The sequence below is a fragment of the Dermabacter sp. HMSC06F07 genome (genome assembly GCF_001807345.1).
Taxonomy (GTDB): domain Bacteria; phylum Actinomycetota; class Actinomycetes; order Actinomycetales; family Dermabacteraceae; genus Dermabacter; species Dermabacter hominis.
Genome location: NZ_KV788584.1, coordinates 78168 through 101997, shown reverse-complemented (window position 1 = coordinate 101997; position 23830 = coordinate 78168). Strand labels below are relative to the sequence as shown.

23 protein-coding genes are annotated in these 23830 nt (G+C 63.4%); 2 read left to right on the top strand and 21 right to left on the bottom strand.

Going from position 1 to position 23830, the window contains the following annotated elements:
* Positions 1-6 precede the first annotated feature (6 nt).
* From HMPREF3157_RS05830 to HMPREF3157_RS05760, 15 genes are all read right to left on the bottom strand, one after another.
* Positions 7-687, bottom strand: coding sequence for a regulatory protein RecX (locus tag HMPREF3157_RS05830; protein ID WP_070435796.1), 681 nt, complete (start codon positions 685-687; stop codon positions 7-9).
* Entirely contained in the window at positions 665-1753 is a 1089-nt protein-coding gene (gene recA / locus HMPREF3157_RS05825) for a recombinase RecA (protein ID WP_070435795.1), read from the bottom strand. Before recA ends, HMPREF3157_RS05830 begins: the two co-directional genes overlap by 23 nt.
* A gap of 219 nt (positions 1754-1972) precedes the next feature.
* On the bottom strand, positions 1973-2200 hold the full coding sequence (locus HMPREF3157_RS05820) for a DUF3046 domain-containing protein (protein WP_016663014.1): 228 nt from the start codon (positions 2198-2200) through the stop codon (positions 1973-1975).
* A gap of 5 nt (positions 2201-2205) precedes the next feature.
* On the bottom strand, positions 2206-2517 hold the full coding sequence (locus tag HMPREF3157_RS05815) for a helix-turn-helix domain-containing protein (RefSeq protein WP_016663015.1): 312 nt from the start codon (positions 2515-2517) through the stop codon (positions 2206-2208).
* Between the two features lie 240 nt (positions 2518-2757).
* Positions 2758-3258: a CinA family protein gene (locus HMPREF3157_RS05810; protein WP_070435794.1), complete on the bottom strand. Its 501-nt coding sequence runs from the start codon at positions 3256-3258 to the stop codon at positions 2758-2760.
* A gap of 5 nt (positions 3259-3263) precedes the next feature.
* On the bottom strand, positions 3264-3857 hold the full coding sequence (pgsA, locus tag HMPREF3157_RS05805) for a CDP-diacylglycerol--glycerol-3-phosphate 3-phosphatidyltransferase (RefSeq protein ID WP_016663017.1): 594 nt from the start codon (positions 3855-3857) through the stop codon (positions 3264-3266).
* Between the two features lie 37 nt (positions 3858-3894).
* Positions 3895-6786 carry an FtsK/SpoIIIE family DNA translocase gene (locus HMPREF3157_RS05800; RefSeq protein ID WP_070435793.1) on the bottom strand — a complete coding sequence of 964 codons (2892 nt, stop codon included), beginning with the start codon at positions 6784-6786 and terminating at the stop codon, positions 3895-3897.
* Positions 6787-6892: 106 nt separating this feature from the next.
* Positions 6893-8584 (bottom strand): ribonuclease J, encoded by a 1692-nt coding sequence (locus tag HMPREF3157_RS05795; RefSeq protein ID WP_070435792.1) that lies wholly within the window; start codon positions 8582-8584, stop codon positions 6893-6895.
* Positions 8585-8599: 15 nt separating this feature from the next.
* Positions 8600-9517, bottom strand: coding sequence for a 4-hydroxy-tetrahydrodipicolinate synthase (gene dapA / locus HMPREF3157_RS05790; RefSeq protein ID WP_070435791.1), 918 nt, complete (start codon positions 9515-9517; stop codon positions 8600-8602).
* The gene (gene thyX, locus HMPREF3157_RS05785) at positions 9514-10233 is read right to left on the bottom strand and encodes an FAD-dependent thymidylate synthase (protein ID WP_070435790.1); all 720 of its coding nucleotides are present in this window, start codon (positions 10231-10233) and stop codon (positions 9514-9516) included. Before thyX ends, dapA begins: the two co-directional genes overlap by 4 nt.
* Positions 10234-10288: 55 nt before the next feature.
* Positions 10289-10996, bottom strand: coding sequence for an HAD family hydrolase (locus HMPREF3157_RS05780; RefSeq protein WP_051120672.1), 708 nt, complete (start codon positions 10994-10996; stop codon positions 10289-10291).
* 42 nt (positions 10997-11038) lie between these two features.
* On the bottom strand, positions 11039-11800 hold the full coding sequence (locus tag HMPREF3157_RS05775; RefSeq protein ID WP_232049713.1) for an S-layer homology domain-containing protein: 762 nt from the start codon (positions 11798-11800) through the stop codon (positions 11039-11041).
* Complete coding sequence (locus HMPREF3157_RS05770; protein ID WP_052126680.1) at positions 11797-12696, bottom strand: SGNH/GDSL hydrolase family protein; 900 nt, start codon at positions 12694-12696, stop codon at positions 11797-11799. The genes HMPREF3157_RS05775 and HMPREF3157_RS05770 overlap by 4 nt, the downstream gene beginning before the upstream one ends.
* A 55-nt stretch (positions 12697-12751) precedes the next feature.
* Positions 12752-13516: a 4-hydroxy-tetrahydrodipicolinate reductase gene (gene dapB, locus HMPREF3157_RS05765; RefSeq protein WP_034370222.1), complete on the bottom strand. Its 765-nt coding sequence runs from the start codon at positions 13514-13516 to the stop codon at positions 12752-12754.
* Between the two features lie 30 nt (positions 13517-13546).
* A complete protein-coding gene (locus tag HMPREF3157_RS05760; protein ID WP_070435789.1) occupies positions 13547-14905 on the bottom strand; it encodes a M16 family metallopeptidase in 1359 nt (452 codons plus the stop codon).
* Between the two features lie 94 nt (positions 14906-14999).
* Between HMPREF3157_RS05760 and HMPREF3157_RS05755 the strand changes: the two genes are divergently transcribed.
* A complete protein-coding gene (locus HMPREF3157_RS05755) occupies positions 15000-15605 on the top strand; it encodes an RDD family protein (protein WP_070435788.1) in 606 nt (201 codons plus the stop codon).
* Between the two features lie 83 nt (positions 15606-15688).
* Here HMPREF3157_RS05755 and HMPREF3157_RS05750 read toward each other — a convergent pair whose 3' ends face one another.
* The 3 genes from HMPREF3157_RS05750 to HMPREF3157_RS05740 form a co-directional block, all read right to left on the bottom strand.
* Positions 15689-17926, bottom strand: a complete 2238-nt coding sequence (locus HMPREF3157_RS05750; protein ID WP_070435787.1) for a polyribonucleotide nucleotidyltransferase — start codon at positions 17924-17926, stop codon at positions 15689-15691.
* A 191-nt stretch (positions 17927-18117) separates the two neighbouring features.
* Complete coding sequence (rpsO, locus tag HMPREF3157_RS05745) at positions 18118-18387, bottom strand: 30S ribosomal protein S15 (protein ID WP_016663029.1); 270 nt, start codon at positions 18385-18387, stop codon at positions 18118-18120.
* 103 nt (positions 18388-18490) lie between these two features.
* A complete protein-coding gene (locus HMPREF3157_RS05740) occupies positions 18491-19498 on the bottom strand; it encodes a bifunctional riboflavin kinase/FAD synthetase (RefSeq protein WP_236621844.1) in 1008 nt (335 codons plus the stop codon).
* Between the two features lie 187 nt (positions 19499-19685).
* Between HMPREF3157_RS05740 and HMPREF3157_RS05735 the strand changes: the two genes are divergently transcribed.
* The gene (locus HMPREF3157_RS05735) at positions 19686-21182 is read left to right on the top strand and encodes a L,D-transpeptidase family protein (RefSeq protein WP_016663031.1); all 1497 of its coding nucleotides are present in this window, start codon (positions 19686-19688) and stop codon (positions 21180-21182) included.
* Positions 21183-21202: 20 nt separating this feature from the next.
* Here the strand turns inward: HMPREF3157_RS05735 and truB are convergent, their stop codons facing one another.
* From truB to HMPREF3157_RS05720, 3 genes are read right to left on the bottom strand one after another with little or no spacing between them, the layout of a single operon-like run.
* Complete coding sequence (gene truB, locus HMPREF3157_RS05730; protein ID WP_016663032.1) at positions 21203-22162, bottom strand: tRNA pseudouridine(55) synthase TruB; 960 nt, start codon at positions 22160-22162, stop codon at positions 21203-21205.
* On the bottom strand, positions 22155-22607 hold the full coding sequence (gene rbfA, locus HMPREF3157_RS05725; protein ID WP_016663033.1) for a 30S ribosome-binding factor RbfA: 453 nt from the start codon (positions 22605-22607) through the stop codon (positions 22155-22157). The genes truB and rbfA overlap by 8 nt, the downstream gene beginning before the upstream one ends.
* 35 nt (positions 22608-22642) lie before the next feature.
* A complete protein-coding gene (locus tag HMPREF3157_RS05720) occupies positions 22643-23761 on the bottom strand; it encodes a TRM11 family SAM-dependent methyltransferase (protein WP_168161693.1) in 1119 nt (372 codons plus the stop codon).
* Positions 23762-23830 lie beyond the last annotated feature (69 nt).

Below are 23830 nucleotides of genomic sequence, written 5' to 3'. Positions count from 1 at the left end.
GCACGGTCAGGGCCAGGTGACTCCCGCCGCATCAAGCTCGCGATTGAGCACGAAGAGCGTGAGGTTTTCCGAGTAGCCTCGGCGCGCGAGTGCGCCGCCAATGCGCCGAAGGGCCGCCCCTCGATCAAGGTTTTCAGCCCCTCCGCTTTTACGAAGCTCCTTCGCAAGCCGTTCTCTCGCGAGGATCTGGCAGCGCTCCTTTTCGCTGTCGTACGGAGCGGTCTCCGCGAGAACGGTGTCGATATCGGGCGCACCGACGCCTTTGTCTTCGAGTTCTCGACGCAAAGCAGCTGTGCCAAGGAGTTTGCTCTCGCGTCGCTGCTCTACCCAGGCGCGTGCAAAGCCTTCGTCATCGATGAGTCCAGCGGTATCGAGACGCCGCATGATCTCTTCGAGAACATCAACTTCATGCACGCGCTGCGCGAGCTTTGCGCGAATCTCCGCCTCGCTGCGCTGACGGTGGCCGAGTAGGCCGAGCACATACCGGCATTCCTTGACGACGACCTTTTCCGTTTCGTGATCGCGGAAGGCCCCGCCTCGAAGCGGGTTGCTGCCCTCCCCAGGTGCGGCTTCCCCCGCTTCGATGGCGGCGATGTGCTCGGCGAGCTCTTCAACGACGCCCGCGCGCCAATCCTCTTGCCCACCCCGAGCTTCGGGACCAGGCTCAGATTTGCGCGGGGACGTCATCGTCTACGAATTCGCCGTCCCCCACAGGAGCATCGGCAGCGGCCTTCTTAGCGGCCTCATCTGCGTACTGGCCAATACCGAGCTTCATAAGGATCTTCTGTTCAATATCTGCGGCGAGATCCGGATTGTCCTTGAGGAACTGGCGCGCATTTTCCTTGCCCTGGCCGAGTTGATCGCCATCGTACGTGTACCACGCACCGGACTTGCGCACGATGCCGTTTTCAACGCCGAGATCGATGAGGCCACCTTCGCGAGAAATGCCCTCGCCGTAAAGGATGTCGAACTCGGCCTGCTTGAAGGGCGGAGCCATCTTGTTCTTCACGATCTTGACGCGAGTACGGTTGCCAACCGCATCGGTGCCCTGCTTGAGGGTCTCGATTCGACGAATGTCCATGCGCACCGAAGCATAGAACTTGAGTGCTTTGCCACCCGTGGTGGTTTCGGGGCTGCCGAAGAACACACCGATCTTTTCGCGAAGCTGGTTAATGAAGATAGCGGTGGTGCCGCTCGAATAGAGCGCACCGGTAAGCTTGCGAAGCGCTTGCGACATGAGGCGCGCCTGGAGCCCCACGTGGGAGTCGCCCATCTCGCCTTCGATTTCAGCCTTTGGCGTGAGTGCCGCGACGGAGTCGACGACGAGGACGTCGATCGCACCCGAGCGCACGAGCATGTCGGCAATTTCGAGAGCCTGCTCGCCGGTGTCGGGCTGCGACACGAGAAGTGCATCGATATCGACGCCGAGCTTCTTCGCATATTCCGGATCGAGGGCGTGCTCCGCATCGATGAAGGCAGCAATACCACCCGCCCGCTGCGCGTTTGCAATCGCGTGGAGCGCAACCGTGGTTTTACCGCTGGACTCCGGGCCGTAGATCTCGACAACGCGACCGCGGGGAAGACCACCGATACCGAGCGCGACGTCAAGTGCGACCGACCCCGTGGGAACGACTTCGACGGGCGGGCGTGTGTCGTCGCCAAGGCGCATAATCGAGCCTTTGCCGAACTGACGGTCAATCTGTGCGAGCGCGTTTTCGAGCGACTTATCGCGATCCTTGGCGGCAGCTGCCATGGCGGTTCCTTTCGTTTGTCACCCCGTTACGAGGTGGACTCTCGCTTGACCCTTCCAACGGTAAACGGGGGTGAGACATTTAAACCCGACCCCGGCACAGGTGTGGATGCACACGCACCGTGGAGGCCGAACAACACCATCGTAAACGAACACATGTTCGATTTGCACGTTAATGCGCACGCGTGTTCGATTCTTGTCACGCCTTTCGCCGCCACACGCTCACGCGCGCGGACGCGCCTCGGGCGGGACCTCCCAGCGCATGTGCACAGGCACATCCATGTCATCACACAGCGCGTGCCACACTTCTTTAACGGGGTAGCCCGCCTCAATCGCCTGGTTCGGGGTTAGGTTCCCGCACGTCACAAGCGCGAATTCACGACAGTACGTATGCGCGAGTTCGGCACCAAAGACGTAGGCGGCGAGCTCGCGAAACTCGCTTCGCCTCACGTTGACTACCGCGCCAGCGCGTATTCGGCGCCCTGGACGCCCCGCTCAAGTTCGGCGGGAACGGTGTCGGGAATAACGATGCCCTCTTCGAGTGCCACGCGATCTGCAACTTCGCGGAGAATCACCGACATGGGGTAACCGAGAGCTTCGGTCACGGAGGCGAGCAGTTCACTCGAGGCCTCCTTTTGGCCGCGCTCGATTTCGCTCAAGTAGCCGAGCGAGACTCGCGCATCGGCCGATACCTGACGCAGAGTCTTGCCCTGGCGGCGACGCGCCTCACGCAAAACGCCGCCGAGTTCCTGGCGGAAGAGCACCATGCGAGATTCTCCCTTCCTTGTCAGTGTTCCGCGCCGCGGTACCGCCGACTCGCGGCCCAGCACGGACGCCGGGCGCGACCCCGCGGCCGTCACCCATTTTCGTTGCCTGGGAGCACCAGCTCCCGCATTCTTGTACGTATTCACGCCTGTTCAACGCACGAGGGTTCCTCGTTGTTCCGCCATCCTACGGCCTCACACGCGCTCGCTTTTCAGGGTTCCCACACCGGCCCAACGCGCCTGTTACACATTTGCGCTGGTCAGAGCCTCAATGCCGAGGGTGATCGCATCGTCCACAACACCCGCACGGATCGCCGGTCGCGAGCCCGTGAGGCGTACTTCACGCACGAATTCGCGATTTGGCGTACTCACGGCGATGTAGGCGAGCCCCTCCGGGTTGCCGTAATCGTCATTCCCGGGCCCGGCCACTCCGGTCGTCGCAAGGGCAACATCTGCCCCGTACACGCGGCGTGCGGCCCGAGCCATGCTGCTCGCGACCTCGGCGCGCACGGCTCCCTTCGCCTGCAGGTCCGCAAGGTCTAGCCCCAGAACAGACGCCTTCGCTTCGAAACTGTACGTGCACGCACCCCCCTGGACGACTCTGCTAGCGCCCGGAACATCCACGAGGCGCGCGACGAGCATCCCGCCCGTGAGCGACTCAGCCGTCGCGAGGCTCATACCCCTCTCTTCGCACATAGCAAGGAGGGCGCGGGCCGACGCCAGCTGCTCACGCGGCGCGTCCATTCTCGTTAAGCCGCTTTCTGCGCGAGTGCCTCGCGGCGCAGGCGCAGCCCGTCGTTGACATTGCGAAGCCCCGACCAGAGCGTGAGCACAAGGGCGATGGCGATAAGCGTGATGCCGATCCACCACGCGGGAGGCCACATCAGCTCAAAGGGCATGAGGCAGAAGGTGATCCCGATCGACTGCATCATCGTCTTCGCCTTGCCGCTGAAGTTTGCGGGAAGCGCGCCATACTTCAAGATCGTGAAGCGCATGACCGTAATACCGATCTCGCGCACGAGGATGAGCACTGTGATCCACCACGGCACGTACTGCCACACCGAAAGCATGATGAGCGCGGCGCCCGTCATCGCCTTGTCGGCAATCGGGTCCATGATCTTGCCAAAATCGGTAATGAGGTTCCGAGAGCGCGCGAGGTAGCCGTCGACGAAGTCCGTGACCATTGCGAGCACGAAGATCCCGGCAATGACCCACCTCATGGCGATGTCCTCGTGGTAGAGCGCGGCTACGACCACGAAGATAGGCACCATGACCATGCGCGTCATGGTGAGGACGTTCGCGATATTCCACAGCGGAACGCGCGGGGTATCGGAAGCGCTCATGGGTGTTTCCCTTCTCTTTAGCGGCGTCTTTCGCGCGTTAGCGGCCCGTGAGCTGCCAGGCGTCTTCGCCGTCGGCATCGTCGTTGTCGTAATACTCGGGACTCACCTCACGCGAGGAGTGGTCCAACGGATCATCCGAGTAGCGATCGTGGGCCGAGGAGGCGTCGGACTCCCCCGCCCCGGAACCGGAACCCGCGTGGGAAGCGTCCTGCGAGTCCTCATACAGGTCCGTGTCCTCTCCCTTGATACGCGCGATCGCGCGCGGGAGATCCTCGGGACGCACGAGCACATCGCGAGCTTTCGAGCCCTCGCTCGGCCCGACGATCTCGCGTGACTCGAGAAGGTCCATGAGGCGCCCCGCCTTGGCGAAGCCCACGCGGAGCTTGCGCTGAAGCATCGAGGTGGAGCCGAACTGCGTGGTGACGACGAGTTCGGCCGCCTGAAGCAGCACGTCGAGATCGCCGCCGATGTCATCGTCGATCTGTTTCTTCTTGGCGACCTGCTGCACGTCCTCGCGGTACTGCGGCTTCGCCTGCCCCTTCACGTAGTCGACGACTGCGTGAATCTCGGACTCGTTGACCCACGAGCCCTGCACACGCATAGCCTTCGCCTTGCCCATGGGGTGAAAAAGCGCGTCGCCCTGGCCGATGAGCTTCTCCGCGCCGGGAGTATCGAGGATGACGCGCGAATCCTGGAGGGAGCTCGTCGCGAACGCGAGGCGGGAGGGAACATTCGCTTTGATGATGCCCGTGACGACGTCGACGGAGGGTCGCTGGGTTGCGAGCACGAGATGAATGCCGGCAGCGCGCGCAAGCTGGGTGATGCGCTGGATCGATGCCTCGACGTCTCGCGGGGCGACCATCATGAGGTCGGCAAGCTCGTCAACGACCACGAGGAGGTACGGGTAGGGCGCGAGCACTCGCTCACTTCCCGGCGGGGGGCTCACCTGGCCCGCGCGCACGGCCTTATTGAAGTCGTCGATGTGCTTGAAGCCGTACTCGGCGAGATCGTCGTAGCGGTGGTCCATCTCCTTCACAACCCACTCGAGCGCCTCCGCAGCCTTCTTGGGGTTCGTGATGATGGGGGTAATGAGATGCGGGATCCCCTCGTAGATCGTCAGCTCAACGCGCTTTGGATCAACGAGCACCATGCGCACTTCCTCCGGCGTTGCACGCATGAGGATTGAGGTGATCATCGAGTTCACAAAGCTCGACTTACCGGCGCCGGTCGCGCCCGCAACAAGCAAGTGGGGCATCTTCGCGAGATTCGCAATCACGAATCCGCCTTCGACATCCTTCCCGAGCCCCATCACCATGGGGTGTTCGTTGGCGGTCGCGACACCACTACGAAGAACATCCCCGAGCGCAACAGTTTCGCGGTCCGCGTTCGGAATCTCGATACCGATCGCCTTCTTGCCGGGGATCGGCGAAATGATGCGCACATCGGCGCTCGCGACCGCGTACGCGATGTTGTTGGACAGCGCCGTGACCTTCTCGACCTTCGTGCCGGGGCCGAGCTCAACCTCGTAGCGCGTCACGGTCGGGCCGCGGGAAAAGCCCACGACCTCGGCGTTCACGCCAAACTGCTCGAACACTTCGCCGAGTGCCGCGACAACGCGATCGTTCGCTTCGGAGCGAGCTTTCGCGGGCGGGCCGGCCACGAGCATGTCGGGGCTCGGGAGCGGGTAGGCGGTCTCAACCTGGAGTTCGGGCTGCACGTGCGGCCCCTTGACGCCCTCGCCCTTGGGCGGGGTCAGCTCGCGGGTCTGCTCCGCAGCGCTCACGTTCGGCACCGGCACGGTGGGGGCGTTTTCCAGGTCCGACGTTTGGCTGGCAGCCGTCGGAAACTCCTTCTTCCTGCTGTTTTCCGCTTCGAGGTAATCGTAGGGGTCAGAGCTTTTCGCGCCGGATGCGAGTGCACTGGCGGCATCTGCCTTTTTCACGAGCGGTTTCTTCTGCGAGCGCGGAAGCGTCGTCGTCTCGGCCTGCTCACTCTCGGCGCCCTGGCGATACGCGCCATCGCCTTCGTAGCCGAAGGCTTCGTGATCGACGCCGGCCTCGAGGTTCTCGGTGTCGCTTGACGACCGGCGATTTTTGCGGCGAAACAGATCGCTCATGCGCCGAGTCTTCGTTGGGCTGCCCTCGGCGTTGCCCTCGGCAGCGTGGAGAGCCTGCTGGCGTCGGCCCAAGCCGAAGGCCTCGCGCTCCGCTTCTTCACGCTCTCCCCTGCCCACGAGAGCCCCGTAGACCCCCGCGAGACGCGACCCTACTTGGCCGAGCGGCGTAGCAGTGAGCACGAGAACGGAGAACAGGGCGAGGACGACTCCGAGAGTGACGATCACCCAGTCAGGCAGGACATTCGCGAGGGGCGCCGCGACGAGATAGCCGCACACGCCGCCACCGCGCGCGAGGGCGTCAACACCATTGGACGGCGTGGGAATACGCGCGCTCACGGATGCGACCGTACAGAGCGCACACACAAGCATGAGTAGTCCCGCGAAAAGGCGTCCGTTCGCGTGAACGAGATCGGGCCTGCGGAACATCCGAAGCGACCACAGCCCTAGAAGGAGGGGAAGCAGCACGGCGATCACGCCGAACGAGCTCGCAGCGACCGTATGAATCGCGCCAAAGCCCCATTCGCGCACCTGGAACCATTCGGGAACGATGAGAATGAGCGCGAGAATGCTCAAGAAAAGAGCGAAGCCATCGCGCCGCTCTTCGTAGGCGACCTCCCAGCGCTGAATGCCGATGCCGCGAACGAAGCCGCCAACCGCGCGGGCAACGCCGAGGTACCCGACGCGCAAAGCGCGCACCGGGAGGGGAAGCGTCGAGGGATCCGTGGGCGCACCTTTCGTGCGCGACGAGCCCGAGGACGAGCCTCGGGAGGTTCCTTTCGACGCACGTGCGGGGGAAGTCGTACGTGTCGCCATACTCCACAATCTACCCGCCTAAGGGTACGAACGTCACGAGGTCAGCCCCGGCGTGTGAATCACACAGGGGCTGACCTCGCAGCGGCATCTGCAAAAATCCGCGTCGCTAAGCCTCGACGACAACCGGGATGATCATCGGGCGGCGGCGAAGGCGCTGAGAGAGGAAACGCCCCACCACGCGGCGCATCGCCTGCTGAAGCTGATACGTGTCGTGCCCCTTCTCGTCCTCGATCGCCTTGTGCAGCGCCTTGATGACGTCGGGCTTGATGCGCTCAAACACCTCGTCATCCTCGGCGATGCCTCGCGAGTGGATCTCTGGCCCGGCAATGAGCTCGCCGGTTTCACTATTGACCACGGCGAACAGGGAAATGAAGCCCTCTTCCGCGAGAATACGGCGGTCCTTAAGATCGGCCTCGCTTACCTCGCCCACACTCGAACCGTCCACATACACGTAGCCAACCTCGACCTCGCCGGCGACGCGTGCGACGCCGTCTTTGAGGTCGACGACCGTGCCGTCCTTCGCGAGCACGATGTTCTCGCGAGGGATACCTGAGGACTGCGCGATCTTCCCGTTCGCGATGAGGTGGCGCACCTCGCCGTGCAGGGGCATCACGTTCTTCGGGCGCAGAATGTTGTAGCAGTACAGCAACTCACCCTCACTCGCGTGCCCCGAGACGTGCACGCGCGCGTTCGCCTGGTGCACGACCTCGGCCCCGAGTTCCATGAGGCCATTCATCACGCGAAACACGTCGTTCTCATTGCCCGGGATGAGCGAGGACGCAAGAATCACGATGTCCCCCTCGCCGACTTCGACGCGGTGGTTGCGATTCGCAATACGCCCGAGCGCGGCCATCGGCTCGCCCTGGCTGCCCGTGCACATGTACACGATCTTGTGATCGGGAATGTCGTCGGCCTTCTTGAGGTCCACGAGCGTGTTCGGGGGAACATTGAGGTAGCCCATGTCGGCAGCGATGGTCATATTGCGCACCATCGAACGCCCCACAAACGCCACCTTGCGGCCGTGCGCATGCGCTGAGTCGAGCACCTGCTGGACGCGGTGCACATGGCTCGAGAAGCTTGCGACGACAATCTTCTGCTGTGCACGCGCAAAGAGGTTGTCGAGAACGGGGCCGATCTCGCGTTCCTTGACCGTGAAGCCCGGGACCTCGGCGTTTGTCGAGTCGACGAGGAAGAGATCCACGCCCTCTTCGCCAAGGCGTGCGAAGGCACGCAGGTCCGTCAGGCGACCATCGAGCGGAAGCTGGTCCATTTTGAAGTCGCCCGTGTGCAGCACCGTGCCAGCCTCGGTACGGATCGCGACCGCGAGCGCATCGGGAATCGAGTGATTCACGGCGACGAATTCGCACTCGAACGCGCCAAACTTCTCGACATCCCCCTCCTTCACGGCAAGCGTGTACGGCTTGAGTCGATGCTCACGGAGCTTCGCCTCGACAAAGGCGAGGGTCAGCTGGCTACCGACGAGCGGGATGTCCGGCTTGAGGCGCAGAAGGTAGGGAACTGCACCGATGTGGTCTTCGTGGCCGTGCGTGAGCACGATCGCGGCAACGTCATCAAGGCGATCCTCGATCGAGCGGAAGTCCGGGAGGATAAGGTCGACGCCCGGCTGGGCTTCTTCGGGGAAGAGAACGCCGCAATCGACGATGAGAAGTCGGCCCTCATACTCGAAAACGGTCATGTTTCGGCCGACTTCGCCGAGACCGCCGAGCGGGGTCACACGTAGAGTCTTGTTCTTCAGTTGAGGCGGGGTCCCGAGTGTCGTGGAAAAGGGTGTAGTCACAGTGTCCTAAATTCTTCAGCTGGTGTGCTGCGCGAGGACGCTCTGGTAGGCGTCTACGGCGGCGTGGATGCGCGCCGCGACCTCCGGCTCGACCGTTCCGAGCGGGGCGCGGCAGCCAGCGTGCGGAAGCACGCCGAGGTGTGTAAGGGCTTCTTTGATCGCCATCGTTCCTGGGCCCTGGTTCATGATCGCGTCAACAAAGTCGATGCGCGATGCGTGGAGCCTTTGCGCGCGCGCGAGGTCGCGCTGTTCGAGGGCGTCAAACATGAGACGGTCGAGCCGCCCCGTAAGGTGACTCGTGACCGAAACCGTACCAACGGCGCCGATCGCGAGCCACGGCAGGTTGAGCGCGTCTTCACCGGAGTAGATATCGAGGCCCGTGTCACGGATGAGCTTCGAGGCCTCGTGCATGTCCCCCTTGGCTTCCTTGAGGGCAACGATGTTCGGGTGCTGGGACAGTTCGACGGCGCTCTCGTATTCGATAGGGATGCCTGAGCGACCGGGAATGTCGTAGAGCATCGCCGGCAGGTCGACGGCGTTGACGATCTCGAGCGTGTGCGCGATCAGGCCGCGCTGCGTGGGCTTGGAGTAGTACGGGGTTGCGAGCAGGAGGCCGTCGGCATTGCCGCCCTCTTCGATCGCGCGTGCAAGCGCGACCGAGTGACGCGTATCGTTCGTGCCCGCCCCCGCGAGGAGGGTGACATCCGCGCCAACTGCCTCGCGCACGGTCGCGAGAATCGCGAGCTTTTCCTCATCGCTCGTCGTGGGCGATTCGCCCGTCGTGCCGTTCGCGACGATGAGATCGTGGCCTTCGTCGACGAGATGGCGCGCGAGGCCGGCGAGAGCCTCGTGATCGACCTTCTCGAGATCCTCAGTGAAGGGCGTGACGATAGCGACGCCGAGACGTCCAAATACCGGTGCTTCTTGACTCACGGCGCCACCCGGCCGCCCGCGTTGAACGCCTCGTAGGTGAGGGGCATCGCCTCGGCGAAGAATTCTTCGATCTTTTCGGCGACCATCTCGATCTCGCGCTGGGGGAACGACGGGAAGTGCGAGCCTTCACGCTTGGTGCGCAGCGACAGGAAGTTCATCATGCTGCGGGCATTGACGGTCACGTACATCGAACTGAACAGCGTAAGGGGCAGAACACCGCGCGCGACCTCGCGTGCAACGCCGGCCTCGAGCATCTCGAGGTAAGCGTCATACGCGCTCTCGCACTGCGCCTTGTACGCCTTCGTCACGATGTCGTGCTGCTCGGGGCTGCCCTCGTAAAAGTCATAGGCGCCGGGCTTGCCCTTCTGGACGAGCTTGCGCTCGGGACCGGGCACGTAGAAAATCGGGCGCATCTGGCGGTAGCGGCCTGATTCCTCGTTATAGGACGCGATCCGGTGGCGCATGAACTCGCGGAACACGAAGATCGGCGCTTCGACGTAAAACGTGAAGCTGTTGTGCTCGAACGGCGAGCCGTGGCGGTCGCGCATGAGGTAGTTGATGAGGCCCTTGTCGCGATCGGAGGCATCAGTGCCCACGACGCTCTTGGACTTTTCCCCCTGGGTCGAGACCCGCGCGGCAAAGATGACATCGGAATCGGAAGCCTGTGACCTCACAAGGTCGACCGTGACGTCAGATCGGAACACTATTTCGCTCATATGTATCACCCTAGTTGACCAAGCAGTTCAAAAACCGAAAATCGCCGCGTGGCGCTCACCGCGCACGAAGCACGAGCTCCCCTTCGCAGGCCTCGATCGAGACATCCGCGAGCGAAGGAATCACGAGATCGGCAAGGGGGCCGACGGTCTCCGCACTCGCACTGTTGAGAACACTCACGACGAACGCCCCCGCAGCACGAGCTGAGGCGAGGCCGCCCGGCGCATCTTCGACGACGATGCACTCCGCCGCATCGACCCCGAGTCTCTGTGCCGCGAGGAGGTAGGGCTCGGGATCCGGCTTGCCATGCGTGACCTGATCGGCGGTCACGAGGGTCGTGGGGTACGGGAGCCCAAGGGGCCGGTAGCGCGCCTCGAAGAGTGGAAGCGTGCAGCTCGTCGCTATCGCCCAGCATTCGCGCGAAAGCGCAGCCTTTGCCTCTTCGAGTTCGCCGAGGAAACGCGCGGTCCCGTCGAATGCCTCGACATCGCCCGCGCTCGCAATTTCGTATCCTTCGACTTTGGTGAAAAGCTCCTCGAGCCTCTCCTCGCTGATGTCGGGCATCGCGAGGCGCAATACTCGCCTGGCCGGTTGCCCGTGATAGTGCTTTTCAAACCGCCCCGCACCCTCGTCACCGAGGAGGGTGTCCCAGCTCGCCTCGACACTTCGAGTTGAGTCGACGAGGGTCCCATCGGAATCGAGAAGGATCGCCTTCGCACGCGCGAGAGCTGTTCCCTTCGCGCACCCGTCGAGCGTCGCCGCCATGTCTGCCACGTGTCACTCCTTAGTCGAGGTTGGGGCGCCCGTCTAGTGGGCGTCGTCGAATAGGGCGTTCGCGCGTTGAAGCAACCGCGCGAACTCGCCCCTCACGAGAGTAGCGTCTGGCCGAAGTTCGGCATCCACGAGAGGGGTGGAAGCGTCGGCCTGTCGCTCGCCCGAGCTCTCGGCTTCATCGACCGTGAGGTCGCGCCCGAGCAGTCCCACTGCACGGGCCCACTCGATATCCGCAAAGCGCGGGTGCTCCTTGGAGACGTCGCGAAAGCTCGCGATCTCGGGCGCAACAGCGGAGCCTCCCGCCGCGAGGTGCGCCGCAAGTACGCCACGAAGCAGCCGCGCGAGGAACGAACACCCCTCCGCTCGCGTCACGGGCTGCGTCGGCTGAAAGGTCGCGTCGTACTCGCCGAAGAATACCGCTTGGCCGCGCATCCACATGATTTCGCGATAGCTGCGAGCCGTCTTCTCAATGTCGCGATACGGTTCGAGGTCGAGACCGTCACGCTCGGGGGCACCAGCGAGACGGTACAGCATGATCGCGGCGTCCTCACGCGTCACATCGGCGCTCGGAAGAAACGTTCCCTCGCGGGCTGGATCGAACAGATCGTGTTTCACGAGCCACTCGATCGCGTCGGCGTAGCGCTCCGCGGGATCAGCAACGACCTGCATGCCCGGCTTCGTCGCGGTCGCGGGCCGTAGCTTGAGCGCGGCGATCCCGGCTATCCCCAAGAGCGAGGCCAGCAACGCCCGCCGCGTCGTCACGAGGCCTGCCGCTTCCGAATTCACCGCCCTCATGCCATCCACGCGAGCTCCTTCATTTTCTCGATGAGAACCCACGAGACGAGGAGATTGCCCCAACCGCTCAAATGGATACCGTCGCTACCCCTGAGCGGGGTCGGTACGATCCCCTTCTCGAGTTCGGAACGTGTTTCTGCTCGCGAGTGCAAATCAAGCGACGCGATTGGTTCGGCGCGCAGCGCCTCCTCGCTCGTCAGGAGGGCTTGCACATCCACGAAGCGGTGCCCGTAAACCTCGCGTTGGGCGGCGTTGACCGCGTGAATGGCCCTAATTTTCTCGGGAGCATCGAGATCGTTTTTCGTGACCCACTGCCCGAGAACGATGGCATCCGTCTTCGGATCACGCGCGGATGCGACGAGCCTCTCGACGTCGCTCAGCACCTGCTCACGCTGCACGATGTTGTTCTTCCCCGTCCAGATCACGTGCCGCCAATTCTCGGTGGTGGCTTTCCACGACGATGTGAAGACACCCGATGTCGCAGGTCCGCCGTCGGACTCGAAGAACCATTGGTTTTCCGGCGTTCCCGTAAGCGTGCCGCTCGCCCCGCTCGACAGCTCCCCGTGACACGTGAACGACCACATGCCGGGAACATCCGTGTCCACGCGCACATTCACTCGCCCACCCGTGTACCCCTCGGGGATATGCACCATGGGCGTGTCGAGTCCACGAAGAATCGTCGTGTGCCCCGAAAACTGTGCCCCGTACGCGAGGTTCGTGACCGGGACGGGGTTCATTGCATTCGCAACTTCCTCGTGGACGTATACCGGTCGAGGCGTGTGCTCGGCACCGAGACCGCCTTCCATCGAACTCGAACCCCACAGTGCAAGAGGCCGTTCGGGCGCGAGTGCCGCAAAGGCACGCGCGAGGGCGTGCGAGGGCGGGTTCTCGGGCATAGAGCCTCCTCGGGTGCGTGCGAGAGGTGGGCGATCAGTTCCGACGCCACTTAGCTTACAGCGAGAGGTAGTTCTCTAGCCCCACCGTGAGACCGGGATGAGAGGCCACCTCGCGCACGCCGTGGAGAACCCCGGGCATGAAGCTCACGCGATCGAATGAGTCGTGACGGATAGTGAGCTGTTCTCCCGGGTTGCCGAAGAGAATTTCCTCGTGCGCCACGAGTCCGCGCAGACGCACGGCGTGCACGTGAACGCCGTCGATGTCGGCTCCTCGCGCGCCGTGGGGGTCGCGCTCGGTCGCATCCGGGACGGGCCCGAGGCTCGCCTGTGCGCGGCCGTCAGCGATCGCGCGGGCCGTATGCAGCGCGGTTCCGGACGGCGCATCGAGTTTTTCGGGATGGTGAAGTTCGACCACCTCTGCGCTCTCATAAAACCGCGCGGCGGTGCGCGCGAAGCTCATCGCGAGCACCGCCCCGATCGCGAAGTTCGGGGCAATGAGAACCCCGGTCTCGGGGGTGTCGTCGAGGGCTGCGCGAACGTCGGCGAGCGCCGCATCATCCCAACCGGTCGCCCCCACGACCGCGTGGATACCGTGCTCGATAAGCCACAGCACGTTCGCTTTCGTCACGCTCGGAAGGGTGAAGTCGACGGCCACGTCCACGAGCGGCGCGCCATCGTCGTCGAGAAGCTGCTCGAGGGAGTCCTCGGCCGTGATTCCCCGCACGAAGTCGAGATCGGAGGCCGCCTCGAGAGCACGGACAACCTCGCTTCCCATACGCCCGGCTGAACCAATGACTCCAACGCGAATGCTCATAACCATCCCCTCGTGTGTGTATTCGAATCAAGTATGTCAGGCGGCGCCGGTACGGCCGACGTCGACGCGCACTCTCAGCGCCGAAGCAACCTCGGAGGCGATCTCGCGCACGCTCTCGCGCGTCACGCCGTGGAAGGCTTCGAGAGCTTCATCAACCGTTCGATACGAACCGAGAACGAGCTCAGCCGTTGCGAGCCGCGCCATGCGGGACTGCGTGTCCTCGAGGCTGAGCGCCATCGACCCCGAGATGTGCCCGAGCGTCCGCGCAAGCTCTTCTCGCTCAATCCCGTCTGTCGCGAGCCTCTGCGTCTCCTCGAGCAAAAGCTGCGCGACCTGTTCCGCATTCATGGGGCGGCACGCGGCGTACAGCCCCGCAAGACCGGCATCGCGATACGCCGCTGTAAACCCGTACACCGAATAAGCAAGGCCGCGCTTCTCACGCACCTCCTGGAAGAGCCTCGAACTCATCCCACCACCGAGGATCGCCATCGCGACACTCAGAGAATGCCGCCGTTCGTCCCACGCGGGGATCGCCGGTCCGCCAAGGAAAAGGTGGGTCTGTTCGGTTTCGCGCATAAGACGCTTCGTGACGGCTCCGTGCCGCAGCGCCTCGAGTCCATCTGTGCCATTCTCGCCGCTCGGGTACGCAAAGCCCTGCTGGGCACGGCGAGGGCGCGGCGCTTGCCCGTCGCTGAGGCTCCACCCGCCTTTTGCAAGACTGTCGAGAAGCATCGTCGCGACCTCGTCGTGGTCGACGTCTCCGACTGCCGTCACCACGAGGTTGGTACTCAAGTAATGGGCGCGGTAGTGCTCCCGCACCGCCTCGACCGTGACGGCGTTGATCGTCGCGGGCGTTCCCCCTACGGGCCGCCCGAGGGCCGTTTCCTCGCCGAGCACGGAGGCGATGAGAGCCTCGTGGCCCACATCGGTCGGGTCGTCCTCCGCCATCGCGAGTTCCTCGAGAATGACCTCGCGTTCGGTCGTGAATGCTTCGCTCGTGATCGAGGCGCTCGTGACCATGTCCGCAAGGGTCGCAAGGGCCATGGGCAAGTCGACCGAGCGCACCCGAGCGTAATAGCACGTGTGCTCCTTCGCGGTCACGGCATTCGATTCGCCTCCCACTTCATCGAAGGCGCGGGCAATGTCGAGGGCGCTTCTCGTGGGCGTTCCTTTAAAGAGCAGGTGCTCGAGAAAGTGAGTCGAGCCGGCGTGCTCAGGTCTCTCATCGCGCGAGCCCACCGGAAGCCAGAATCCGACGCTTGCCGAGCGAACACCGGGATCACGTTCGGTAAGGAGCCGCACTCCCCCGGGAAGAATTGAGCGGCGCGTGAATGCGCCCTCCTGCTCGTGCAAAACCTGATCGAGGCCTGCCGAAAGGTCGAGCGAAATTGACATGTGAAAAGCGGTCCTTCTCCTAGTGGTGTGCATTACTCTATAGGCGCGGTCACTCGCGGCCGCACGATGATTGTCCGTCTCCCCAAGGAGCAGAATGTCGAATCCCACCCCAAGTTTCCAGCCGCAGGATCCGCACGCGAACCAGCCCCATCAGGGGCAGCAGAGCTTCGGCCAGCAGTCATCCGGTCCGGGAGCCGGAAGCATAGAGATCCCCGGTAAGGGTACCCGCACTCTCGCGAGCATCGGTCAGCGTGCTCTTGCCCGTATCATCGATGCTCTCATTGCCGGCTTCGCTGGTGGCATCGCCGCTGTCATCCTCAGTGGCATCATCGGTGCCATCGCGTCGGCGAGTGACGGCTCCGATGCCGGATTCGGGCTGGCCATGATCGTTACCGGGGTCGGAATTCTCTTCATCGCGATCGCCGGTCTCGCGTACGAAACTCTCATGCTCACTTTCTACGGTGCCACCCTCGGCAAAATGGTCATGAAAATCAAGGTCGTGAGCGTCGAAACGGGAGAAAAACCGCAGCTGCTCAACGCACTTCTGCGTTACGCCCTGCCCGGAGTGATGGGGCTTATCCCAATCGTGGGTGGGTTCGCCGCGCTCACGTGCTGGCTCTCGCCCCTGTTCGATAGTTCGGGCCGCCAACAAGGCTGGCACGACAAGGTCGCCAAGACCGTCGTTATCGCCAATAGCTAGAAAGCTTTCCCCAGCAATAGAGTGGGCGGCCAGGATTTCCTGGCCGCCCACTCTCGTCGTGCTTTGCGCGAGAGCGCGAAAGGCTACTCGGCGCCTTGCTCGGACTCGTCCGTCTTCTCAGCGTCGTCTTCGTCAGTCGCCACAGCGAGCGAGATCTTGCCGCGCGAGTCGATCTCGCGGATCTCAACCTCGAGCTTCTGGCCGACGCTCACGACGTCGTCGACGCTCTCCACGCGCTTACCGCCGTTGAGCTTACGCAACTGCGAGACGTGCAGCAGGCCGTCCTTGCCCGGGGTGAGCGAGATGAACGCGCCAAAGTCGACGACACGCACAACCGTGCCGAGGTACCGTTCGCCGACCTCGGGAACGAGCGGGTTCGCAATCGCGTTGACGGCCGCACGCGCAGCCTCAGCCGAGGGGCCGTCGGTCGCACCGATGTACACGGTGCCGTCGTCCTCGATCGTGATGTCCGCACCGGTGTCGTCCTGGATCTGGTTGATCATCTGCCCCTTCGGGCCGATGACCGCACCGATCTTGTCCACCGGGATAGTGACGGCAAGAACGCGCGGCGCGTTGGGGCTCATCTCATCGGGCTGATCGATGGCCTCTTCGAGAACAGAGAGGATGTGCAGGCGGGCTTCGCGAGCCTGCGACAGAGCGCCTGCGAGAACGGAAGCGGGGATGCCGTCAAGCTTCGTGTCGAGCTGGATAGCCGTCACGAACTCTGAGGTTCCCGCGACCTTAAAGTCCATGTCGCCGAAAGCGTCCTCTGCACCGAGGATGTCGGTGAGAGCCGCGTACTTCGTCTCGCCGTTCACGGTGTCGGAAACGAGGCCCATGGCGATACCGGCAACGGGCGCCTTGAGGGGCACACCGGCGTTCAGGAGCGCGAGGGTCGAAGCGCACACGGAGCCCATCGAGGTCGAGCCGTTTGAGCCGAGAGCCTCGGATACCTGTCGAATCGCGTACGGGAACTCCTCACGGCTCGGCAGAACCGGCACGAGTGCGCGCTCGGCGAGCATGCCGTGGCCGATTTCGCGGCGCTTGGGCGAGCCCACGCGACCCGTCTCACCGGTCGAGTAAGGCGGGAAGTTGTAGTGGTGGATGTAGCGCTTGTGATCGACAGGCGAAAGGCCGTCGATCTGCTGCTCCATCTTGAGCATGTTGAGGGTGGTGACGCCAAGAATCTGGGTCTCGCCGCGCTCGAAGATAGCCGAACCGTGCACTCGCGGCAGCACCTCGACCTCGGCCGAAAGCTGGCGGATGTCGCGAAGGCCGCGGCCGTCAATACGCACGCCCTCAGTAAGGATCTTCTCGCGCACGACCTTCTTCGTGAGCGCACGGAAGGCTCCGGTAATTTCCTTCTCGCGCTCGTCGAGCTTGTCGGCGAGTTCCTCCTTGACCTGCGCGAGCAGAGTCTCGGTGGCCTCTTCGCGTTCCTGCTTGCCCGCGATGCTCATGACCTCACGGAGGCGATCGGTCGCCGCTTCAGCGACGAGATCGTACGCATCGTCCTGGTAGTCGAGGAAGAGCGGGAACTCACGAACGGGCTTCGCAGCCTTCGCGGCGAGCTCCTTCTGGGCCTCGCACAGCGTTCGGATGTAAACCTTGGCAGCTTCGAGGCCCTGGGCGACGACCTCTTCGGTCGGCGCCACCGCTCCCTGCTCCTTGATAAGCGACCAGGCGTTGTCGGTCGCTTCGGCCTCAACCATCATGATCGCGACGTCATCTTCAACGATGCGTCCAGCGACGACCATCGAGAACACGGCCTCATCGAGCTGGCTGAAGGTCGGGAAGGCGATCCACTGGCCGCCCTCGGCGTTCGGCATGAGCGCGATGCGTACGCCACCGATGGGGCCCGAGAACGGCAGGCCCGAAATCTGGGTCGAGGCCGAGGCGCCGTTGATGCCAACGACGTCATAGGCGTCGTCGGGGTTCACAGCCATAACCGTGAGAACAACCTGGACCTCGTTGCGCAGGCCCTTGACGAAGGCGGGACGCAGCGGGCGGTCGGTCAGGCGGGCTGCGAGGATCGCGTCGGTGCCCGGGCGGCCCTCGCGGCGGAAGAAGGAGCCGGGGATGCGGCCCGCGGCGTACATGCGCTCTTCGACGTCAACGGTCAGCGGGAAGAAGTCGAACTGATCCTTCGGCTGGTTAGAGACAGCGGTTGCGCTGAACACCATCGTGTCGTCGTCGAGGTAGACGGCGACGGCACCCGCGGCCTGCTTTGCGAGGCGGCCGGTTTCAAAGCGCACTTCGCGCTTGCCGTACGAGCCGTTGTCGATCGTGGCGATCGTTGAATGAATGTTGTGGCCTTCCATGGTCACTGTCACTCTCTTTCTGTGGTGAACAAGAGTTTTCTTTGCCGTGGGGCCGGCCATCGCCAGTCGCGTATCCCGCCTGCGCGGAAGACGTCACTGCCGAGGACCGATCCCCTCCTCATCATTGTTGCAAGGAAAACTCGATGGATGGTAAAACGCCGCCCACCCGGCGGGTGAGCGGCGGAATAAAGTCAGCGGCGCAGACCGAGACGCTGAATCAGCGAACGGTAACGCTCAATGTCGACCGACTGCAGGTACTGCAGAAGGCGCTTGCGGCGACCAACGAGGAGAAGCAGACCACGACGGGTGTGGTGATCGTGCTTGTGATCCTTGAGGTGCTCGGTGAGGTAGTTGATGCGATGCGACAGAAGCGCAATCTGCACCTCGGGCGAGCCGGTGTCACCCTCGCTCAGACCGTATTCCTTAATGATCTCCTGCTTGACGGAGGAATCGTAAGCCACTGGCTCTCCTATCACCTTGTTGCACGGCGCACCGGGGCCTGTTCTCCCGAGCACTTAGAATCCGTGGCCGATTAAGCACGGCCTTCCAAGGCTAGCAGCAGCGTTAGGCGCGCGGGTCGCCATGGGCGGCAAGAGTGCTGCGAGTCACGGCCACATCGCGGTGCATCTGCTCGACCAGGGCCTCGATGCCATCGAAGGCAAGCGTCGGCCTGAGCCGCTCCACAAACTCCACTTTCGCTTGCCGATCGTAGAGCTCGTACTCGTGCGAGCCGAGCACGTACGTCTCCACGATCCGGTAAGCAGGGCCCTCTTCGAACGTCGGGTTCGTGCCCACGGAAATGGTCGCGGGAACTCGCTCGAGGAATCGGTCGCCGTCAAGCACCGAAAAGTAGCCCGCGTACACCCCGTCGATCGGGACGGCACCACTCGGGTGGGCACTGAAGTTTGCCGTGGGAAATCCCAGTTCCCGCCCACGCTTAAAACCATGGCGTACCGTATCGCGCACCGAGTGCCACCGGCCGAGCATGCGCGCAGCACCGGACATATCACCCGCCAGCAAGCTCTTTCGAACGAGAGTCGAGGAGATGCGCTCGCGCCCTCCCGACTCCGCCTCGGTATCCGCATCGAGCTCCTCGACACTCACGACCTGGAAGCCGTACTTCTCGCCGAGTTCGACCATCGTGTGAAAGTCACCTTCGTTACGGCGTCCGAATCGCGAGTCCTTCCCGAGCACAACGGCACGCGCACGAAGGAGGTCAACAAGGTACTCGCGCACGAACTCCTCAGCACGCAGCTGCGCAAACTCGAGCGTGAAGTGGACATCGAGCAGGTCTTCGACACCCGCTTCGCACACGAGGGCATTTCGATCTTCGTATCCCGTGATCAGCATCGGCTCTTCGCTACCGGTCATGACGTGGCGGGGATGCGGATGGAAAGTGAGGGCGCGCGGCGCAAGGTCGTGAGCACTCGCGTACGACACGAGCGAGTCGATGACTCGACGATGACCACGGTGCACGCCGTCAAAGTTCCCGATCGTCACCACGCCCGGCGCGAGTTCACGCGGAACCTCATGAGGGTCGCGCCACACGCGCGAGGAGGTCACTTCGTTCACGGCAAGCTTTCGTGGGGGGGGGATCGAACACATGCCACCTTAACCGATGAACAGCGAGGAGGCTTCGCGGGCGGGGTCGGTAACGTCACTCATGACACACCTCGCATACTTCCTTGCATCTTAAATCTGTCGCGCGCATTCGCTACAGTGAACGTAGTCCCCTCTCTACGTGTGAAGGATCGAGCGCATGTCAACCACCCCCGTGACACACACTCCCGCTTCCAAGAAGCACGGTCGAACAGTACTTCTCGTTCTCACGGCTTTGGCTGTCGTCATCGCACTCGTCGCGACCGGCGGCTCGTTCGCGTACGCAAAGCAATTTGAGGGCAAGGCCCTGCCCGGCACCACGATTGCCGGAGTCGATGTCGCTGGAAAAACGACCGAGCAAATTCGCACAATCGTCCAGAAAGAAACCACCGGCGTCACTGTCACCGTCGACGCCAACGGCGAGCGCACAACCGTTCCCCTCGAGGAGATCGGTGGGCGCATCGACGTCGATAAGACTGTCGAGAAAGCCCTTTCACGTGAGTCGAGCATCCCGTCGGTTGTGAGCGCTGCCCTGAGCGGCACGCACTCCATCACGCCCGTTGTCACCGTCGACGAGGAGAAAGCCCGCGCTTACGCCGAGTCCCTCGTTCCCGACAACGAAGTCGAGCCCGTCGATGCGCAAATCGTCCAGGACGACGAGACCAAGGAGTTCTCCGTCGTTGAATCGAAGGCAGGCAAGGGCGTCGATCCCGCCAACTTCGTCAAGGACGTGAAGAAACACGCGCCCGAGCTCAAAGACTTCACCGTGACGCAAGAGTTCACGACCATCGAGCCACAGCTCAACACCGAAGCCGCACAGGCCACGCTCGACAAGCTCGAAACCATGCTCAAGAGCTCCCTGGTCGTGACGGGCCCCGAGAACAAAACCTTCGAGGTCAAGCGCAAGGACCGCCTACGTTTCGTGTCGATCACCCCGAACGACAAGGGCGACAACTTCGAGATCAGCATCGATCAAGAAAAAGTCGACACGTACGTCGGGAAGATCGCCGACAAGGTTGCCACGACGAAGAAGGATGGCATCGTCGAAGTCGCCGAGGACGGCTCACGCACCGAGGTCTCCCCCGGCAAGGACGGCGTCAAGGTCACGAATCAAAAGGACATCACCGAGAAGCTGACCCACGCGCTCTCCGCGGGTGAGAACCTCGATATCGCCATGATCACCGAGGTCGAGAAGGCCGAGGTCAAGGAAAAGAAGGTTGAGAAGGCGCCCGTGGACCCGGAAAAGGTTCCCAGCGAGCTTCCCTCCTACGCTCCCGCCGAGGCCCACAACGGCGAGAAGTGGATCGATATCAACCTCGCGAACAAGACCGTGACCGCCTACGTGGGCGACAAGGCCGTGTGGGGCCCCGTCTCCGTCGTGGATGGCGGCAAGGGCACCGAAACGCCCACGGGTGAGTACGAGATCTGGCACCGTACCGAGGTGCAGAACATGGGCTGCACGCCGCGATACGACTACTGCACGAAGGGCGTCAAGTACAACCAGTTCTTCCACAAGGGGTACGCACTCCACTCGGCACCGTGGCGCTCGAGCTTTGGCTACTCCGGCTCGCACGGTTGCGTGAACATGCGTGTGAAGGACGCCAAGTGGCTGTTCGAGTGGGCAAGCCTCGGAACGAAGGTTGTCTCGCACCGCTGACAGCGGGGAACCTGCGCGCTTTAGAGGCGCGGTACAACGCTCGCGCTCTTGAGGAGGCCTCTTTTGGGGGCCGGTTCGACGATTGCCACGAGCTCACCCGTGGGCGGCACGATCGCGGCCGCCGGGTAGGTTTCGGGTTCCGACGCTTGAGGAGCCTCAATCCATTGCCCATATCTGAGCGCCGCAGCTTCGCGCTCGCTCACGGGCAGCAAAGGCAAAAACGACAGGGCCGCTTCGCCCAGCGGCGTGAGGTGCAATCCTCCCGAGGGGTCCTCTGCCGCGCGCGGCGCATCGCGCTCGGGAATTCGCTGGGCGTTGTCCACGGTGAAGTCGCCCACGCGCGTGCGCCGTAAAGCGGTGAGGTGCCCGCCTACTCCGAGGGCAGCGCCGAGGTCGCGTGCAAGCGCACGGATGTAGGTGCCGGAGCTGCAGTCCACGACGCAATCCACGTCGAGGAAGTCTCCTGCCATGCGGAGATCACGAATCTCGAAGCGCTCCACGCGAATGGGGCGCGCGGCAAGTTCGACCTCCTCTCCCCCGCGCACGCGGGCGTAGGAGCGCACGCCGCCCACCTTGATTGCGCTCACGGCGCTCGGGACTTGCTCGATATCTCCCGTAAGGTCACCGATGGCGCTCTCGAGCCTGCTGCGATCCTCCTTCAGCGCACGCAGCTCATGCGCGGGGGCAACGTCGCCAAGCCGCTCACCTTCCGCATCGTCCGTGACGGTCGCATGCCCGAGTCGAATCGTCGCTTCATAGGTCTTATCGAGTCCCACGGCATAGGTGAGCAGCTTTGTGCCGTGCCCTACGCCGAGAAGGAGGAGGCCCGTCGCGGCGGGGTCAAGCGTGCCCGCGTGGCCGACCTTGCGCGTATTGAGGTGGTAGCGCACGCGTGCGACAACGTCGTGGCTCGTCAGCCCCGCCGGCTTATCGAGGAGGAGGAAACCGTGAGGCCCCTCCCCCGCGCGTTTTTTACTCATCGTCCTCGTCGTCGTCCACGAGATGCTCGCCGGGGACGCGGTAGGGATCGGCGTCGCCCGCGAACTGCTTGCCGGCACGTTCGCGTTCAAGCTCGCTATCGCGGTGGTGTGCTTCGACGAGAAGATCCTCGATCGTTTTCGATGTTTCCGGGATCGTGTCCTCGAAGAACTCGAGAGACGGAGTGAGGCGCGCGGTGATGCCGCGCCCCACAGCGCTCCGCAGCATGCCTTTTGCGGCCTTGAGAGCGGCAGCGGTCCCGGCTCGCTCCTCGTCGCTTCCATAAACGGTGTAGAAAATCGAGGCGTGCTGGCCATCGCCGGTGAGGCGAACATCGGTGACCGTCACGAAACCGAGCCGCGGATCCTTGACTTTTTCATCGAGCGTGCGGGCCACGATCTTTTTAATCTGATCGGCGAGGCGCCGTACGCGGGGATTGTCGTTCATGGGTCTCTCCTTGAGTAATCGGAAGTTCCGACGCGCTATGCCTTGCGCGCAAGCGCGATGTCGCGGTCGATCGACGCATCGACCCGGTGCCTAAAGTTGCTGTCCTCCCCCACGCTCGTAAGCCCGTGCTCTTCGAGGATAGCGCGCACGTCATCCGCGGGAGTCGTGTGACGATTGTAGGCCAGCGCCACGGAGCCGCCGCGGGCGAGAACACGAGTCCACGCAGGCAGGGCGTTTCGCAAGAGATCAAGCGGTGAGCGGCTGAGGTGCGCGCCCACCTTCGCACCGTGCTGCACGCCGTAAGGGAGGTCGGCGACGATCACATCGACGCTGCGGGCTTTGAGGAAGTGATCGAGTCCGGTCGAATCCGCCGTGTAGAACTCGAGGCTCTGGCTGCGCCCCGCGCGCTGATCGCTCTTCGAGCGGGCGAGCTCAGCATGAAAGTGCCGCCCGAGTGCTTTCTTATTGATGGTGAGCTTCATCTCCGACGTCGTGTGCTTGAGTCGATTCTCGCGCATCCACGTTGTGAGGAACGCGCGGTAGAGCTCAGCGTCCTTCTTGTCGAGGTCGACGCCCACGGGGCTCAGCCCCCACATGAGCGCCTGGTTGAGCGTGGTTCCGCGGCCCGCGACTGGATCGAGGACTCGCAACGTTCCCTCGCGCAGCGCCTGCGCTTTGCCTGCTGCGTGCGCCGCGAGGTGCACAAGAAGCGCGGTGAACTGCTCATTTGTTTTCCCCTGATACTTGAGAGTCGTGAGCAGGGTACTCGGGTAGCGCTCAACGTCCGGAAGCGGAATCGGCTGGAGCAAGGGAAGCGTCGGACTTTCATCCACGTACGTGCGATCCGCCGTTGGGGCGGGCATGCGCCCGACCTCCTCGAAAGCCGCAAACACGTGCGGGCTGTAGGCGAGGGCGAACGCGAGCTCGCGCTGGACTTCGGGGCGTTCCCACGCTTCATCGTCGATGTCGAGGGCGAGGAAATCGAGGCCCGCCTCGCGCACGTCGCTCGTGCCCGTGAGCACGCCGGGAGCACCCTCGTTGAGGACGAACGCAAGTTCGGCTGCAGCGAGACGCGGAGCTTCCAACCCGTACACCCTGTTCGCGCTCGGTGCGATGAGGACATTGACACGCATGTTCTCTCCGTTCATCGTCATGTGCCGCAGCATGCGGGGCAACGGCGGCGAAACGGGCGGCGCCCCGGCCTCAACCGAAGCGCCGCCCGC